Genomic DNA, 18,330 nt, shown 5'->3' on the forward strand with positions numbered 1-18,330 from the left:
AAATTCGGTAACTGTTCTTGGAGGGGATCCCTAATCAACCAATGCCTTCATAAAGCTGCTTCGATAATTGCTATGCACGAGATCGAGACAGAGCTTTTTAATAAGAAGTTCGGTCTTTTTTGGGAAGAACATGAAGAACCTACTATCAGGGTGAAGAAAATCTTGTTCATTAGCTGTTGCCTCCACATTGTCTCCCGCATAAGAAAAGGCCTAAGCGTTCACATCGCTTAGGCCCTAATATAGAAGGTAAATGCGGCTCCTAATTACTACTTTCTTACTAGCGACACACAGCACTCCACATGTGTTGAGTTGGGAATAGGAACATGAATCACTCCTTTCATTTACTGAGGGCTTTTTTCGATTTTGCCTGCCCATCTTGGCTTGAACGCTGCTCGTAAAGCCTGTTTTATAGATAAAAGTTAGCTTATAAGGATTAGGGTTACCTTCATTAAGGCTCTCTCCAATTATAACTTTATCAACGACGCTCTCAAACACATTCCGGTCAAATGTAGACAGGATGGCATTCGTTTGAAGCACTTTGCGGAAATGTTCAATTCTTTTCTCGATATTGATTTCTTCTTGCGCCGCTTCCTCCAATCCCTCTCTTTCGTCGAGCAGTTCGGTCAACGTGGATTCGAGTTCCTCAAACTTACGCTCATATGTTGGGCGGTCTATTTTTTCTTCCAGATGCAAGTCGATCAGTTTACAACGCTTATGTTCAATCGCCTGGATTTCATTTATAATTTTGTTCAATTGTTTTTGATTGTTCTGGTCACTAAATACGGATTCCATTCTGATTAATAATTCGTCTAACACATCCTTATGATTACTACAAACTAATTTGTACGTTTCAATAAATGCACCTTCAATAATTTTTTCTTCTATTCCTTTGCTGTGCGGACAAAATCTTTTTCCCTTCTTCGTGTTAGTGGTACACTGCCAAATTGTCTTTTCATGCGATGTACCACTATTCCAACTCCGCCGAGAGAAGTTGGAACCACAGAACGCACATTCCAACTTGCTGCTAAAAGCGAATTTCCTACTGTATTTTTCCCGTTTACTGCCTTGTTTAAGCTTCCCGCGATTTTTTCCTCTACGGTGCAATATATCCTGTGCCTTGTTAAAGACTTCTTCGCTGACAATTGGCTCATGATGATTTTTGATGTAGTATTGATCTTCCTCACCATGATTTTCAAGTCTGCGCTTGGAAATCGGATCGAGAGTAAACGTCTTTCCCTGAAGGAGATCACCTTTATATTTCTCATTCTTAATAATGCCTAGAACAGTTGTATCATTCCATTCGGGATTCCCTCTTTTCGTCTTATATCCAAATTCCATCAGTTCTTTTGCAATCACGTATGCACCAACACCAGAAATATAGCGCTCAAAGATGTAGCGTACAATCTTAGCTTCTTCTTCGTTTACCGATATCTGTTTGGTAACGGGATCATAGTCATATCCAAGGCAGCTTTGAAATCCAACCAGTTCCCCACGTTGCATTTTCATTTTCAAGCCCATTTTTACAATAGAAGAAATATTCTCAACCTCTTGTTGAGCTACCGAACTTAGAATGGTTAGCAACAATTCCCCATCCATGGTAAGCGTGTTGATATTTTCTTTCTCAAAAAATACAGCAACGTTTCTTTCTTTCAACATGCGAACATATTTCAAAGTATCTACAGTATTTCTGGCAAACCTTGAAATGGACTTGGTAATAACCATATCAATTTTGCCATCCATGCAATCCTTTATCAGTCGTTGGAAATCATCACGTTTCTTCACTTGGGTTCCAGTGATGGCTTCATCCGCGTAAATGTCCACCAATATCCAATCGTTTCGTTGGCTAACCATATCTGTATAGTGAGCAACTTGCGACTTATAGCTGCTTAACTGTTCTTCCGTGTCGGTACTCACTCTGGCATAAGGAGCAACGCGCAGACGGTCTGGCCTTCCTCCAACACGATCTGATAGCTTCCGATTGGCTTTGATTACTTCAACTGCATACCCCATTGTTAAGGCTCCTTTCGTCTTATTATCACGATCAGTGTAATAAGAGTTAAGCAGACCAACAATTGTATGAATCAAGAAGTCAGGTCTGAAACAACATCGTATTCCTTCATGGTTTTGTTTTTGATAAGAGTAAACTCTTTTTCCGAAATCAATGACAGAGCAAATAATTGTTTCAACATGGCAATTTGCATGCTATATCTGATTAATTTTCGACTCATCATAAGCCCCCCGTTTGGTTCATTACATCTTAAACAGAGATGCGACAAAGGACGATAACCTTATACGCATCTCTGTTCTTCCTTGTTTTGGTTATATCGCATAAATCCAATTCCAGCGGCCGGTGGTTAACGGCCTCATAGGTATAGTCCGAATACCTCTCCCAGGATCGCTGCAAGCCGCCCCCATTGCGTGATCTGCCTAAAAGCAGAGCTGTGGCTGGACGGAAGTATCATTATCCCCCGCATGGGTCATCGCCTTAAATGGAACCACCATTTATTATTGCATGGACAAAAATCGCTCTCACCCTGCTACTTCAAACATAGATCGAAAAAAAAACAGAATGGTCATGGCGCACCTGCAATTTGGCTTTCCTAGACATGCGGGGAACGTACTGGAATGGATGGTATTTGATTTTCAAGGTACAGAAAAACAGCAGGGGACATGCCCCTCTATCATCCGTTTCATTTTGAAGTCAAAATCGGACCTTTCTGCGAAAAAATAAATAGGAGAGGATAGAAAGCTCTTGGTACAGAGATTAGAAATCTCCGGTAGCGTGAGCTATAATGATGGCGAGGTGATCACATTATGGAAGAAATGGTCCCAACAAGAGAGGTTCTGAGCTTTGTCAGAAAGCTCAAAAAAATGATGAATCAATGTGAGGGAAAATAATGTGAGTATTTCGAGATCATCATCTGCATGCTCCGAGAGTTTAATCTCGGTTACAGAATAGATGGGATGTATCTATTGCCGAAAAAAAATAAAAATGGCCACTTAATGCTGTCGCGATTAAATCTCGGTCAATAACCAGCTTTACATGTAAAGAAACTGAACAAAGTGAAGAAAATCCCGTTGAAGGTGGAAGCTAGTGAACTGGGGGATCCCGAAGAATAATTCAAGAGCTTAATGCGCTGCAGGTTGTTCAGATTACTCATTATATATAGGTGCTGGTCATTGTCCGCCGCTCGACCCTGCATGCAATGAATGAACAAGCTGCACTTGCTCTGCCCTCCTATTGCCAAAAACATCTCCAGTATGGCAGATGGAATGAAATCGAATTAAGGCGTGCTCTGCATTTTCGAAATCGCCATGGACTAGCACGCTCTATTGCTGAAGTTCAGCTAAATTAGCGGAAGATAGTTTCGCAATAATACGATCAAAATCTTCTGTTACCTCATTGCAATTAAGCCAGCAGTACCACTTAAACTCAGATGTTGTTTAACTGACATGTATAGACTCCATTTCGTTGGTTTTCTGGAAAAGTCTTGTCTTATCTTGTGCTTATATTGCGACAGTTATGTTGAGAGTTATCCTTAAGGGGCAAACTATATAGCCTGCGAATTAGTATCTAGGTATGGTTTCATCTGAACTAAGTACCTTTCTCAAAGACCGGAAAAGCTTCTTCTTTGGAAACTTGAATCATTTCTTGAGGGAATGTTTTCTTAAAGTACTTTTCTACTCTGTGATGGATATCTTTTTGATACCATTCCGAATGTCCATAGGCTTTGAACAACTGTGGCTTGCCGAGTCGTTCAGAGCGTTTCCCCATCAAACCATTCCCGATATTAAGTGTATCTATCCATATCCGATCTACGATACCTTCCAGTAACTTTGGGAAATCCGGAGTGAACGGCAGTACAGGTGAAATTGACGCTTGTATAGTTATCCCTACCTCATGTACTTCTCTTAATGCTTGAATTCCCAGCTTAATTCCCGGTGCAACCGGAGCAAAAAGCCGCTTTATATCTTCCCGATCGGTTTCAATTGTCATTGACAAAATGGGCTTCAAAGATAGGAGTAAGCACTTGGAGAAGAGCCTGTTGGATAAAGCGATCTACCACAGACGAAATGCCAAATAATCTGACTACGCCGTCGGGTTTCGGGATTTCGACCCTTCGGACTGGTGCCGTTTGATAGGCCCCTTCTAATAGTTGTTGTCGTATAAGCGGCCAGTGCTCATGGGGCTCGGAGTTTGCCGGACGACGCTTAACCATCACTTCAAGGCCCTCCGGGCTTCACCCATCTTTCCTTGGAAGAGTTCCGTCAGGAATTCTGCTTCAACGCGTCGTTCTCGAAAACGTCTGATCCATCCTTGAGTTGACATTTGGCCCTTCCCTTTTTCAGGCGTACCTTACTCACGCACTATGACCTTTGCTGACTCCTGCACGCTCAGCAAAACCTTACGGCCTTGGTTACCATCCTCAGATGGCGTTCCGTGCAGGCCTCCTCGGATAAGGATGCGTACTTTCATCCATGCACCTGTCCAATATACCCATACAGCCCTTGGCGCCTTAGGACTTCGCCTTGTTTCGCAGACTCGTCCGACTGTACTAGCCTCAAATTGGATTCTTGTATCTCAGGTCGAGTGTTTGCCTCCAGCTTCCTTCAGATTCCACCTCACGATGGACACCCTTACTTTTGGCTAACGGTAGGCGCTCGACAGCCCCCGTTCGGGACTTTCACCCTAAAGCACGGCACCCATGCCGGGCGTACCAAAAAGGGTGCAGAAGCAAAAGCGCTTCTGCACCAAACCTTATTGTGACAACAGCTCCAACAATCTCAGGATACTGGTGACCGCTTCCGCGCGGGTCAGCGTCTCATTCGGCGCGAAGAGATTGCGATCGCGACCGTGAATGATGCCCATGATACGAACCTCTTCCACGTAACTTTTCGCCCATGCCGGAATACTGGCATCGTCTGCAAAGCGGGTGTGCGCATGGTCGGTCAACTCCGCTCCTGTTGCTCTTGCGATCATCACCGCCATTTCCACACGAGTGACCGGGCGACCAGGTCGAAATGTTCCATCTTCATATCCTGACACAATGCCTGCCCTTGCCGCCAAATCAATCGCTTGCTTTGCCCATTCGCCAATTTGCTCCCCGTCCGCAAAAGCAGGCGCATCGCCTCCCGCTTCTCCTTCCAGCCGCAAGGCATGAACGAGCATCAACGTAAATTCAGCGCGGCTGACGGCATGATCCGGCCTAAACGTACCGTCAGGGTATCCGGCAACGATGCCTTTTGCATAGGCTTCCTGAATGAACGGCTCCGCCCAATGACCCGCAATATCCGCAAATAACGGCTCCGGGGAAGGCGGGTCCGGCATCTCCTCTTGCATACGTTCCACGGTGATGGAATACGTTCTGCGCGTTCCGTCTTCTGCAGTGACCACGATGTCAATGATATCCGTATCCGTGTGCAAGGGGATGCGAATGCTTCCCTGATCACTCCGGACTTGCCGACCATTCACGCTGATTCCAGCCTGATGATGTGCAGCACGGATCGTGAGCTGGATGCTGTCAGCATCATGCGGGATCAAAGCCTTGTACATCGTAATGTCCCCCGAAAATTCCGGTGTCAGCACGCCTTCTGACAAGATGAGCTCCCTCAGTGTCGCATTGCCGGAGCGTGCAGAGGCAGGCGGACTCGGCGAATCTGAAGGATCGGGCTCACGCACCAGACGAAAGCGCTGGGATATTTTATAACTCTCTTGACCCACCTGATCTTTGGCGTAAATGTGCAAATACCAGTCGCCGCCGTTTTTGTCTGCATAACTCAACGTGCTTTGGTTAATGAAAGGTTGCCAGTCGGCATGTTCATCCAACGGGTCTGAACTCGTTGACCAAACATAACGGAGGGAAGCGGCATCGATCCCGCTGCCGTCGTCCTTCACGTTGACTTGACTGGATATGGTCCGCGAAAGGGTTTCATCGCCGTCGGGTTTCAATTCGATCTCCGGATTCGTGTGATCGATACGGATGAGTACATGCTCGCTCATTTCATTGCCTAATACATCTTCCACTCTGAACCAAAGCGAGTACTGCCCCTCTGTTGTGAAGTCGAGCGGATCATGATAAATCTCCCAAGCCGCTCCTTCATCCAACGAATATGCAATGGGCCGCAGCGCGATCCCGTGGTCATGAGAAGCATAAACCGCTGCGGTCACACTTTGGTTCGTCCACGTTCCGCTGGGATATGCTTTACTGTCATTATCGGTAAAATACAAATCCACATCCAGCTTCAGGCCGCTTCTGCTGATCTTCACGGTCCGCTCAACGATCGTACTCTTATTGCCGATGTCATCCATCGCTTGCGCCTGGATCTTCGTTTGCCCTTCTTCCGTCACCTCTAAGCGGATAGGTGTACCGTTAAATGCACGATCCTCCCACTCCTTGTCGCCGACTTTCACACGAATCGTGTGAACATCTGTCTGCCTTGGGTTAGCGGCGCTGTGGTCGATCGCCACTTCCACTTTGGCAGCATTGGTCCAGCCGTCGGGATGAAGGGTGATCGTCGGCGGTTCCGGATTTCCGCTGTCCACGACGATGTCGAGAGTCTCGGACTTGTCGAATAAGGAGACGGTGATCGTCGCTTTGCCGCCTTTGACGGTGCTGACCTCCCCGTTAGGATCAACACGCACAATTTCGGGGTCATCCGGATCAACGCTATACCTGGCGGTTGTTGTCGCATTGTAGCGATCCCCGTTTTGATGTTCCGTATTCACGGTAATGTGGGTCTTGTCGTCAAGGTTCAACTGATCGTTTGCAATGGACGCAGCCCAGGAGATGAGCGGGTTTTGCCATTGGAGAAATGGCCGATGTCCGTCGTACTGGTACCAGCCCTCTGTGAGATCCCAATCCTTAAATGTTTCCGGATCGCGGAGATCCGCCTCTTCCACAGGTATTCCGATTCCATTGTCAGGGAGTTCACCATCCGTATAGCTATCGGTCAACCAGTAGCTGCCGGCGACCTCAATGATATTTCCTCTTTCTTCATATTCATTATTCGCCCCGACCAGCCCGCCAGTCTCAGAATGACCTGTTACCTTGCCTGTCGCGTAACAATGCTCAACTTCTATCACTGAACTTATTGGCGAATCGTAACCATTTGTAACATTAAATCCGATCAAACCACCCACGTATTGCTTACCGTTGACATTCCCTGTCGCATAGGAGTTCTTAATTCTGACCACACCAGATGGAAGGGCTTCAGCTTTACCAACAAATCCACCTACAAGCTGGTCTCCATTAACCTCCCCAGTCGCATATGAATTCGTGATTTCATTGACACTTCCTATATTTCCCGATGAAATTATGCCAACTAAACCACCTACAAGATTATTTATGCCCGCAACGTCACCAGTTGCAAATGAATCGCGAATCGTAATCTTTTTACCAGTCGAACCCCTAAATAGACCTGCCAGACCCCCGACTTCACGCTCTCCGACAACTTCGATATGGGCGGATGACCCGATCACGTCATTTCTAACAATACCGGCTAACCCGCCAACCTTCATTTCTCCTCGAATAAGGGTTCCCGTTACCGTACTGTTTTCAATCATCCCGTAGCTATACCCTACTAACCCGCCGATGTAATCATACCCCTTGATCTCCACGACCTCGAGATGGACATTCCGGATGACAGCCGTTTCTGACGTTACTCCAAACAAAGATTGGTAGTTCTCATCTTCACGGTTGATCTTTAAACCTGTAATTTGATAGCCGTTGCCATCAAATGTTCCGGTAAAAGGAGAAGAGTATTCCGTTGCGATTGGCAACCATCCTTCTCCGGAACTGTAAGTTGAAAGATTAATATCGGCTCCCAATTTGAAATGGGCATCCAGATAATCTCTCACTTTGTTCAGCTGTTCAGCGGTTTCGATAATATACGGGGCTTCTTCCGTGCCTGAGCCGCCGGCAAAATCACTGCTTAACGGCGCGAATGCACCGTCATCGGCGGCCTGAACCGATATGCCGACATTCCCAAACAGTTGTGTCCAGGTCCATCCGAAAAAAAGAACTAACGCCGCCAACAGAACGGCTGATTTAAACGGTCTCATTTTCCTTTCACTTCCTTTCCAACGTGCGGAGCCCGCCAGTTCAGCATCATTGTCCGTCTGAAAGTCCAATTCTCGCCTTCTCCAAGGCTCCCAGATCAATCTTTTCCATCGCAAGCATGGCCTTGTTCACGCTCTGCTGTTGTTCCCCGGATTCGTCGAAACTGATCGCTTCCTAGTCGGAGGGATATACTTGTCAGCACGATGCTCTATCATCTATCCAACAATCTTAGCAGCATCACCGTCGCTTCTGCGCGGGTAGCCGTTTCGTTCGGCACAAAACGATTGTCGCTGCGGCCATCGACAATGCCCAGTTTTCGGATGGCTTCGACCGCGCCTTTCGCCCATCCAGGGATCGTTTCATCATCGGCAAAGCCGGGTAACGCATTCGCGTTAAGCTCCAGTTGTAGCGCCCGAGCGATCATCACCGCCATCTCCGCTCGGGTGATCCGCGTGTTTGGCCGGAAGCTGCCATCGCTGTATCCGACCACGATGCCCGCTTGTACGGCCTGCGCAACGGCTTGCTTCGCCCACGCACCGATCTGGTCGTGATCCGTGAATGTTAACACAGAGCCGTCACCTTCCAGTTTCCTCACACCTGCCAGCATCACAGTAAACTCGGCGCGAGTGACCGGGTTATTCGGCTTGAATGTGAAATCCGGATAACCGCTGACGATCCATTTCGCTGTGGCGCGCTTGATGTCACTTTCCGCCCAGTGTCCGGCAATGTCGGTAAATTTAATAACCGGTTCGATTGGCTTTGGCATTTCACGATATATTTCACGATATATGGTCAGCGTATAGGTTTTCTTCGTGCCGTTTTCTGCTTCTACCGTGAGTACAATCGTATTGTCGCCTTCCTCCAAATCGAATTGAATTCCGTCCGTAATCACCTTGTTCTTCCATATCACTTTCGCCGCGGAGTGAGCTTCTTTGATCACAATCTCAATTCGTTCGGCTTCGGTACAGGCCGTATATTCTGTTGTTCCCGTAGCAAATGAAGGGCTGAGCTTCAGTTGTTTGCCCCCCGCCCATACTTGCAGGTCCGCCAGATCCGCATTGCTGGACAACACACGACCGCTTCCCGAATCTCCGCTTGAGCCAACGTCCCCGCCTGCAGCTCGAGCCGTAGTCGCTTGTTTGCTAAGCGGTGCACTTTCGTTGCCTGCATCGTCAAACGCCTTCACCGTAAAGGTGTACGTCATGCCTGCACGAAGGCTCGTGACCGTGAATTCGTACACGCTTGCTGTAACGGTTTGAGGCATCCAGTTGTCAACATCAACATCGATTCGATAACCTGCCACGCCGACGTTATCCGTCGCGCTCGGCCACGACAGTTTCACGCTCGTCGGGGTGATGTCCGAGACGGTCAGTTCATCCCCCGCTCGCCATTGCGGCGCTTCGCCATCCGGCTGACGCTGCACATAGAGGGTATAGACGGCCTGCTCTTGTGGATCCTCTGCCTTTACCAGGATGTCCATTCGATTCAAGCCGACCTTCAGCGGTTGCACGCCACCATACACAACCTCGCCGACGACTTCGTAGTGTGCTGCCGGATCATCCGTTGCCGCTGTCACGATCACTTGCTCCGTTGCATAAGGAACCGACACATCGTAGGTATAAATATCCGGATCAAACGGGGCCAACGGTTCTCCGTTCAGGGTAATGCCGCTCAGTCTCGCATTCGTATTCGGCCGTACATGAACCGCCATTTCGGCTTGCAGCCGTTGTGGATTGCGAACATATCCCGGCAATTGCAACTCTCCTGTAACCGCGTACACTCCGGCTTGATCCGGGTTATAATCAGCATGCTCCAGGTCCCATTGCACACCCGCGTCCATCGTGACCGGCAGGCTTGTTAATTGAATTTGGACATGTTCGGGAAGATAGGCCGCCAGCTTCTCTGGTGCGACGCCCTTACCCACCTCGATCGCACCGGGAGATGCGACAGCCGCAACCGTTGTATACGGCGTTTCGGACGTTGCCTCCGAAAAGCCGCTTTCCATCTCATCCTTCACGGTCGTTACAGCAAACCAATACCACTTTCCAGCAGTTAAATGGTCGACCGTATAGGACGTTCCGGTTACTGGCCCCTCATCATTATCAAGCATCCATCGGTCGACAACGGGGGGCATCCCTTCCTTCGCTTCTTGCATATAGACGTTATAGCCGTCTACAGCGTCGGATGCCGTCCAACTCAGCACCACTTTCCCATCTCCCTCTGTCGCCAGCAAGTCGGTTGGGGGGACAAGTGTGCTGTCGCTCACCGTTATGCTAAGCGTTGCATCGTTTCCTGCACTGAACATAAAGACCAGTGTAGTCGTACCGATCGGCAGGTTGACCAGGTATTCTTTTGTAATGGTGACGATCGTTCCATTTACGATGTAATCCGCGCCTTCCGATAGCGATGTTGTGCCATTCCTCACATCGATGAGCGTATTGCCGTTCAACTCCATCGTGACCAAGATCGCTTGCTGCTTCAGGATGTTCTTGTCGAACGATGCCTCGTCCGGATAAATGGTGCTATCTTGTGTCGCTTCGATGATAAGTGCCAGGGAATGGGTAGAGCCAGCCGCAATCGCCTGAATGTCCGTCAAGCTCTCGATTTTCTTGGGCGTGTATTGACGATCCGTATCGCCATGTCCCAATTGGCCATAATTACCACCTCCGAACGAGTATACGTCTCCGGACTTCGTTAAAGCAAGGGAATGATAATAGCCAGCCGCAATCGCCTGAATGTCCGTCAAGCTCTCGATTTTCTTCGGCGTGAGTTGATCTTCCCTATCGCCATGTCCTAATTGGCCATGCGTACCCTTTCCAAACGAGTACACTTCTCCGGACTTTGTTAAAGCAAGGGAATGGGTAGAGCCAGCCGCAATCGCCTGAATGTCCGACAAACCCTCGATTTTCTTGGGGGTGAATTGAGTTTCCGTATCGCCATGTCCTAATTGGCCAAAAGTACCACTTCCAAACGAGTACACTTCTCCGGACTTCGTTAAAGCAAGGGAATAATGACCCCCGGCAGCTATCGCCTGAATGTCCGACAAACCTTCGATTTTCTTCGGCGTGAGTTGATCTTCCGTACGTCCTAATTGGCCATGCGTACCGAATCCAAACGAGTACACGTCTCCGGACTTCGTTAAAGCAAGGGAATGATATACACCAGCCGCAATCGCCTGAATGTCCGACAAACCCTCGATTTTCTTGGGGGTGAGTTGAGTTTCCGTATCGCCATGTCCTAATTGGCCAAAAGTACCGCTTCCAAACGAGTACACGTCACCGGACTTCGTTAAAGCAAGGGAATGATACCATCCTCCAGCAATCGCCTGAATGTCCGCCAATCCCTCGATTTTCTTCGGCGTGAGTTGATCTTCCCTATCGCCATGTCCTAATTCGCCATGATAACCATGTCCGAACGAGTATACGTCTCCGGACTTCGTTAAAGCAAGGGAATGATTATCGGCAGCCGCAATCGCCTGAATGTCCGTCAAGCTCTCGATTTTCTTGGGCGTGTATTGACGATCCGTATCGCCATGTCCTAATTTTCCATGATTACCCATTCCGAACGAAAATACGCCGACTAGGTTTGCATTTGTCTCTGATTCTTGAGCCAGAGTTGGCGCTGGTATAACCAGCAGCGATAGAATCAGATTGATGAAGAGCATGGCAATCAGCCATGGGGATACATACTTGATCGGGGATTTCATTGATTTCAACATTAATCCTCCTTCCAATGCTTGCCCTCCCATCTGTGGCAAAGGGTTTGCCTGGCGATGCGAACGCTTCCGTGACGGGTAGACAATGAAATGAACATTAACCGCCGATGGCATTCCCGTTAGTCCCTTTGGTCGCAAGATGGTCTGTTGGCATTGTGACTTACGCGGTTTAACGGAACCTCGAGTTGACCAGAGGAATTACTTCACCAAGCAATGACTTTTCCGATGATGTGAAGGCAAAGGAGTATAACTTCATCCGATTTATTATACAAACATCCTGTCCATCTGTGATCAACCCTGCCTGGCACATAAGATCAAAAAGGTTGAACAGGGAGGTGGAGATAATTTTTACAAAATAAAAAGAACGAGTCAGAACAGCTGCAATGTTCTGGCACGTTCCAACGCTTGTAAGCGATTTTTGGATTGCAATTTGCCGTAGATATTGTTAATGTGTGTTTTTACCGTCGCCAGGGAAACGTTCAGTTTAAGCGCGATTTCTTTATTAGACATTCCCGTTTCCATCAACCGAAGCACGCTTTGTTCTCTGGCTGTTAAAACGACCACCGTTGCTTCATGGAGAGTACCGGCTTTCCTTTCGACTTGCGGTATCAGTCTCCGCAGTCGTTTCACATAGGATAAAGGCACCTTATGACTGGGGCGGCGATGCTGTTTTTGACGCAGTTGGATATATTGATCCAATAATTGGCCAAAAGCTGCCCCTTCGTCAACAAAGGTTCGAATGTACCCTTCTGGCCACGCCAATGCAAGCGCTTCTTCCAACACGTCCATGCATTCTGCAACCTTTCCTTGTAAGGATAAAAGCCTGCCCTTACGAACAAGAAGACGGATTTGATCGCTTTGCCGTCCTGTTTCTCTGGCCATGAAAAGAAGACGCTCCGCTAACGCTGCAGCTTCCTCGAATTTCCCCTGCTCTGCCAGTATAGAGGCCAGTAAATCGTATTCCTTGATCATGGATACCGGAATTTCATCACGGAATCGCAAGCGGCTCTTTCTCAGCCATTGTCTCACCGGTTTCTCTTCTCTATGCATCCTGCCCAGCATGGCGCGAAACGAGGCGATTTTCCCGGACAAACGCGAATTCGCCGTCTTGGACGTGAGTTGGGTTAGCTCGCGTAATATGTGCTTTGACGTCGCCTCGTCTCCTTGTACGGTGGCAATGCGGGCAAGCCAGAGCGCTGCGATGGTCGCCAAGATTCGATGATCATGCAATCTTCCAATATCATAGGCTTGGCGCATCAGCTTTTCCGCTTCGACCAAGCGATTTCGTTCGTACTGCATTTTGCCTAAGTCGATATAAAGATGAGCAACAAAATAGACATTTCGGGTTTCAGACCAAATCGACAGCAAGGACGTTAACACCTGCTCCGCCAATCGAAGGCTGTCATCCGACACGTAGATATCCCACACCGGATGATAGCCATCCTCGTCGCTCCCAAACTCAATGAAGAAATCGCCTTCCGGATGCTTCTCGACATATTCATGTGAAAATTGAACGGCATATTCAAAATCACGATCCAAAAACGTGCGAAATGCAGCCAGAAAAGCGAGTCCGGCTTGCAATGTTTCGGCTTCTTCAGGAGGAAGGGGATCTGTGTCCTCTTCTAGCCTGCGAACCGCTTGCCAATACCCGTCAGTGGCCGCTTCGACATGCCCGGACAAGTACTGGGAAGCGAGTTTTGTCAACAGCATCATCGGTCTGGCAAATAACAGCGTGTCGGGAATTGCGTTTAACCACTTGCAAAGCGTCGTCCATTCATTGGTCATCAGCTCCGGTGTCATCTCCTCTATCAATGATAGCGCATGTTCATAATCGGCAGCCGCAAGGTAATGATCTACCGCTTCATGCGGATAACCGTTCTCTTCCAACCATTTTCCCGCTGTCATGTGAAGTGTTTGCCATTGCCGCGGCTCGCGCATTTTCAACTGCGCCGTCAAAAATTGCCGGAATAAATGATGATACCTGTACCACTCCCGCCACTCGTCCAAAGCTACAAGAAACAAGCTTTCCTTGTCTAATTGTTGCAGATACGCATGACTTTCGGCTATACCGGTTACCGCTTGACAAAGTTCGCCCTTCATCCGGTCCAAAATGGAAGTATAGAGTAAAAATTGCTGCATCGTTGCGGATTGTCGGGCTAACACCTCATCAAAGAAGTAATCCGATATATCACGTTCCGTCCCCGCCATCTTCCGGATTAGAGATACGGGATCGGTATGTTCGTGCATTGACAAGACCGCCAGTCGCATCGCCACTGCCCAACCCTCTGTCTTTTTTTGTACGGTCGCCACATCTTCATTGGATAATTGTATACCACCGCACTTCGCAAAAAATTCAGTCGTTTCGTCCGGCACAAACCGGAGATCGCTCGCCTCCAACGAGATCAGCCTATTTTCTGCTCGTAGTCTGGAAAGAGGAAGCGCTGGAGAATTTCGGCTTGCAAGATAGAGATGGACATGTAGTGGTAAACGTTCCAGCAGATAAGTGACGCCCTGCAAGATGGACGTTTCTTCGATATGATGAAAGTCATCCCATACGAGCACCATCGTGTGTGAAATGCGATGTAGCCCGTTGATGAGCGCAGCAATCAGTGACACACCCGATGGATCTTCTGCGGCATGACGAAGGACGTCCTGTTGGTCAAAAGACGGATAAGCTTGTTTTAACGCTGCAATGGTATGTGCCCAGAAGCGCGTGCGATCATTATCCCCTTGATCAAGCGAGACCCAGGCGACGGGATTTTCCAGCGTCATCACCCATTCGCCGAGCAATGTCGTTTTGCCATACCCGGCTGGAGCTGAGATCAAAGTAAGCGTGCGATCTAACCCTTCATGCAAACGCCGGGTGAGACGGGAACGCACAACAAGCGAGCTTCGCGATCGAGGAATATGCAGTTTCGTGGCTATGATCATGGCTTGCCCCCCTCCCTTATTTGGCAACCGTCATGAGATATGAACATTTTTTCTATTATTTTACCAAAAAACTTTTATTTATGTAGGGCCTTATCGGAGCATCTTCGATCGACAATGCTGGGGGTACTATTAACATGAAATAGAATGGAGTACATCTTTCCGCTAGTCGATGACAGGAAGGCGGACGATAAAGCCTTTCGTCGTTTGCTCACGACTGTATTCAATCGTTCCCTCATGCTTTTTAATAATGGATAACGCTATGGATAGACCTAGCCCTGTACCTGCCTTGTTCTTCGTTCTACCTTCCGAAGTTCTGTAAAACGGTTCAAAGATAAACGGAATGTGTTTTTCATCTATGCCATCTCCGGTGTCCATGATAGAAATGAAACACTCTCCTTCTTGACTTGCACATGTGATGATCACTTTTCCTTGTGGCTTGTTGTACATAATGGCGTTCTCGACCAGGTTGCTAATGGCTCTCTGGACTAAAATATCGTTCCCGTATATCTCAACATCAGGATGGATGTGGATTTCAATAGAAATTGTTTGTGCCAAAGCTAAATCGTTTAATTCACTCACGACTTTACGGATCAGTGAACCCACTTCAATCACATCCTTATCCGGGTCTTGATTTTTAGCCAGAACGAGCAGTTCATTGACCATATGATTCATTCGTTTTAACGTCTTTTCAAAAATGTCCGAGAGCTGCCGATAATCTGCCAAAGTTGCGGATGGATCACTCCTCAAGACTTCCAGATTCGTCTTCAAAATCGTCAAGGGAGTTCTAAATTCATGAGCGGCATTGGCCATAAAACGTTCTTGCTGCTGGAAGGCATGTTCTAATTTTTTCAGCATGGTATTGAACGATTCCGTTAATTCTTTCAATTCATCATTGGGCAGTTCCTTAACAGGAAGCTGCACGGACAAATCATTGGCATTGATTTTCATAAGTCGTTCACTCAATAAACGCACCGGCCACAGACTTCTTTTGGAGAGATAAAACGCCCCGACCCCACCTAATATAATCATGATGAGCAGGCAGATCAGCGAAAAAAGGAGAACTTGTCCTTTAAATGCAATCAATTCAGATGAAAAGCTTACATCCGATCTGAGCATCCCCTCTTCGTTTACCTGATTCACTTCAATGGTGGGTACGATCACTTCATGATCTTGTTGAAGTAGCATATCATTGGGCTTCACATGAACAGCAGGAAGCATAATTTGAACAAAAACATTGAGCGAAACCAACAGAAACACGCCTGTTAATATGATTAAACCCAGGTTCCACAACACGATTCTTCCCGCCAATGTGAGCCGCTTGCTTTTCATCATTTTGATAACCTCTCAATTTGTTTGTTCAGTCGATAGCCGTACCCTGGCACCGTATTCAAAAAGTTTGCATGGATAACGGATCTTATCTTACTACGCAAAGTCGTAATATGTACCCTGACGGAATTGGAAAAAGGGTCCGCATGCTGATCCCACACATGTTCAACCAATTCTTCGGACGAGACAACTCGATCAGGATGAGATAAAAAATACTGTAATAAGGCAAACTCCTTACGAGTAAGGGTCAGCTGTTGCCCAGCACAAGTTGCTGTCATCGTGATCGGATTCAACTCGATAGGGCCATAGGTGAGCAGCGGGCTTTCTCGTAAAAGATCACGTCTCAATAAGGCGCGTATTCTTGCTTTCAGTTCTTCAAAATCAAATGGTTTACCAAGATAATCGTCAGCTCCCAAATTCAATCCTTTCACACGAGAAGATGTATCAGAAAGCGCTGTTAGAATCAGCACTCTGATTTGTTTGGAAAGATGTCGTATGTGTTGCAGCACATCTAGCCCATCCCTATCTGGCAAGTTTAAATCCAAGATGATGATATCGTAGGCATGGATTTCCGCCAGGTGACAGCCTTCTTCTCCATCTAATGCAATGTCTACCGCAAATCCTTCCATTTCCAATCCTTTTTTGATCGCACTCGCCAAATCTTGTTCATCTTCGATCACCAACATCCGCATCTTTAGCTCACCTCTCAATAAAACGTCGTAGTCGGGGAATGGTTTATGTTTAGATCGTGATATTTCCAGTGACTGTCACTTGATGGGTATCCGTATTGTAAATCCCCACTCGATAGTTGTCAGCGACATTCACAACAAAAGTTCGACTATCGGCACCGCCTGTAAAGTTCACATAAAAAAATGTATTGTCCGAGTCGATTAAACCAACTCGAAGTGTAGCGTCCCGAGGCAGCCATGTCAACGATATGGTAACCTCTTCGTTCCGAGTCAAATACCACGGGTTTCCAGACCCATCACTTATTGTGGCAAGTGATGATCCCGGCAAGTTGAAGTTAACCGGATAGGTAGCCTGTACACCAACATCGTCAGAATCCCCAAGATTCAATTCAATGATGTTTTCCTCTGATAGTTGAATTTTGTGTACCGGCTGCCCGTCCACAGTGACATCGCTCGAAGTTGGGTTAGCGTCATTCACTTGAGGAGTTGCCCGTTGAATTACTGTAACCGCTCCGGAAGACTGACCCGAAATATCCTCTGACTTCGAAACAACATCACTCGTTTGAATCGTTACTGGCAGCGCATCATTTGCCAAGGCAAATGCGGTCATGGGCAACACGGTTATCAACAAAACAGCCGTAATTAAAAAACGTTTCATTCTCATTTTTTTCACCTCATTTTTTCTTTTCCCCGACTACTTAACCACAGTGTATTTGATCTGTTGTTAAATTTTTGTTAAGACAGCTGTATTTCAGAAAAAGAGGAAGTCAGCTGAGGAACTTCAGGGGCGAGAACGATGCTTACGGTTATCGAGGCAGTCACGAGCCCCATCAAACATGATACTGTCCACCCAAACCTGCCAGTAAAACCGGTAGCTTTTCCGATGACAATCGGCAGTCGTTCCGTTAAATCCACGACGATCTGACAGAGTCACCGCCGTAGATGGCGGGGAAGCAGATAGAGAAGAGTCAGTACATGATCGCAAGGCCCAAATAAAATTCGCGCGAGTGTGCGCCCATGTTGAGGGATACGATCAAATTCGCCTTGCCGATCCGATTGTTAACGCCGGAGCGCCCGCGGGCGTTAGACCGACGGAAACAGCCGCCTCGGGTTGTCCATGCGCACACCTTCCTGTCTTCAAATCGGCCCCGTACCACGACCCCATTTTCGTTCTCGACGGACTAGGGGAGTTCGTTTACAAACAGAATAGTCACGCGATCCGCAAAGCCGAATTGTTCTGCCTGTTTTTGCAGACGGTGCACAAATATGAGGTCAACGGGCGACCCTCTTTTTTTCTAATCGATAATCTATAAATCATGAATAAGAGAGTCGTATTTACGTTAGATCATCCAACTTTGGCGAATGCTGCGAGCGAATCTATAATAGCCTGCTTCTTCCTTCATGCCAGCAAGTACGGGAAGTATGTTCAAGAATACTGCAGCAGTTGCGGTCATGTACTAGATATCCTCATTGATCGAATAACTTAGTAATGTCGTAACCGAATCTTGATTTCACCACACGATAATTTGCAACAGCATAACTGCCAATGGAATAAGAATCCACCCAATAGGAAATAATGATAATGATGAGATGTGAGAATCTGGAGGTT

8 protein-coding genes and 2 pseudogenes are annotated in these 18,330 nt (G+C 47.4%); all 10 read right to left on the reverse strand.

What is annotated here, in order from left to right:
- Positions 1–234 precede the first annotated feature (234 nt).
- The 10 genes and pseudogenes from MKX76_RS17995 to MKX76_RS18040 all read right to left on the reverse strand — a co-directional run bounded on the left by MKX76_RS17995 (position 235) and on the right by MKX76_RS18040 (position 17,385).
- Entirely contained in the window at positions 235–2,010 is a 1,776-nt protein-coding gene (locus MKX76_RS17995) for a recombinase family protein (protein WP_341034358.1), read from the reverse strand.
- A gap of 1,191 nt (positions 2,011–3,201) precedes the next feature.
- Positions 3,202–3,441 (reverse strand): annotated as a pseudogene (locus MKX76_RS18000) (GTP cyclohydrolase); the annotation flags it as partial.
- A 154-nt stretch (positions 3,442–3,595) separates the two neighbouring features.
- On the reverse strand, positions 3,596–3,997 hold the full coding sequence (locus MKX76_RS18005) for a hypothetical protein (protein WP_155609839.1): 402 nt from the start codon (positions 3,995–3,997) through the stop codon (positions 3,596–3,598).
- 4 nt (positions 3,998–4,001) lie between these two features.
- A pseudogene (locus MKX76_RS18010) lies at positions 4,002–4,181 on the reverse strand (group II intron reverse transcriptase/maturase); the annotation flags it as partial.
- Positions 4,182–4,759: 578 nt separating this feature from the next.
- Positions 4,760–8,131, reverse strand: a complete 3,372-nt coding sequence (locus MKX76_RS18015) for an S-layer homology domain-containing protein (protein WP_341034359.1) — start codon at positions 8,129–8,131, stop codon at positions 4,760–4,762.
- 140 nt (positions 8,132–8,271) lie between these two features.
- Entirely contained in the window at positions 8,272–11,778 is a 3,507-nt protein-coding gene (locus MKX76_RS18020) for an RCC1 domain-containing protein (protein WP_341034360.1), read from the reverse strand.
- Positions 11,779–12,144: 366 nt separating this feature from the next.
- Positions 12,145–14,706: a LuxR C-terminal-related transcriptional regulator gene (locus MKX76_RS18025; RefSeq protein WP_341034362.1), complete on the reverse strand. Its 2,562-nt coding sequence runs from the start codon at positions 14,704–14,706 to the stop codon at positions 12,145–12,147.
- A 162-nt stretch (positions 14,707–14,868) separates the two neighbouring features.
- Positions 14,869–16,038: a sensor histidine kinase gene (locus MKX76_RS18030; protein ID WP_283927173.1), complete on the reverse strand. Its 1,170-nt coding sequence runs from the start codon at positions 16,036–16,038 to the stop codon at positions 14,869–14,871.
- Positions 16,035–16,724 (reverse strand): response regulator transcription factor, encoded by a 690-nt coding sequence (locus tag MKX76_RS18035; RefSeq protein WP_283927172.1) that lies wholly within the window; start codon positions 16,722–16,724, stop codon positions 16,035–16,037. The genes MKX76_RS18030 and MKX76_RS18035 overlap by 4 nt, the downstream gene beginning before the upstream one ends.
- 49 nt (positions 16,725–16,773) lie before the next feature.
- The gene (locus MKX76_RS18040; RefSeq protein WP_341034363.1) at positions 16,774–17,385 is read right to left on the reverse strand and encodes a hypothetical protein; all 612 of its coding nucleotides are present in this window, start codon (positions 17,383–17,385) and stop codon (positions 16,774–16,776) included.
- Positions 17,386–18,330 lie beyond the last annotated feature (945 nt).

This window comes from Paenibacillus sp. FSL R5-0810, from assembly GCF_038002285.1.
GTDB classification, from domain to species: domain Bacteria; phylum Bacillota; class Bacilli; order Paenibacillales; family Paenibacillaceae; genus Paenibacillus_AQ; species Paenibacillus_AQ lactis.

Coding starts and splice junctions, on each gene's coding strand:
- MKX76_RS17995 (WP_341034358.1), bottom strand. CDS start 2,010: ATGGGGTATGCAGTTGAAGTAATCAAAGCCAATCGGAAGCTATCAGAT.
- MKX76_RS18005 (WP_155609839.1), bottom strand. CDS start 3,997: ATGACAATTGAAACCGATCGGGAAGATATAAAGCGGCTTTTTGCTCCG.
- MKX76_RS18020 (WP_341034360.1), bottom strand. CDS start 11,778: ATGTTGAAATCAATGAAATCCCCGATCAAGTATGTATCCCCATGGCTG.
- MKX76_RS18025 (WP_341034362.1), bottom strand. CDS start 14,706: ATGATCATAGCCACGAAACTGCATATTCCTCGATCGCGAAGCTCGCTT.
- MKX76_RS18030 (WP_283927173.1), bottom strand. CDS start 16,038: ATGATGAAAAGCAAGCGGCTCACATTGGCGGGAAGAATCGTGTTGTGG.
- MKX76_RS18035 (WP_283927172.1), bottom strand. CDS start 16,724: ATGCGGATGTTGGTGATCGAAGATGAACAAGATTTGGCGAGTGCGATC.
- MKX76_RS18040 (WP_341034363.1), bottom strand. CDS start 17,385: ATGAGAATGAAACGTTTTTTAATTACGGCTGTTTTGTTGATAACCGTG.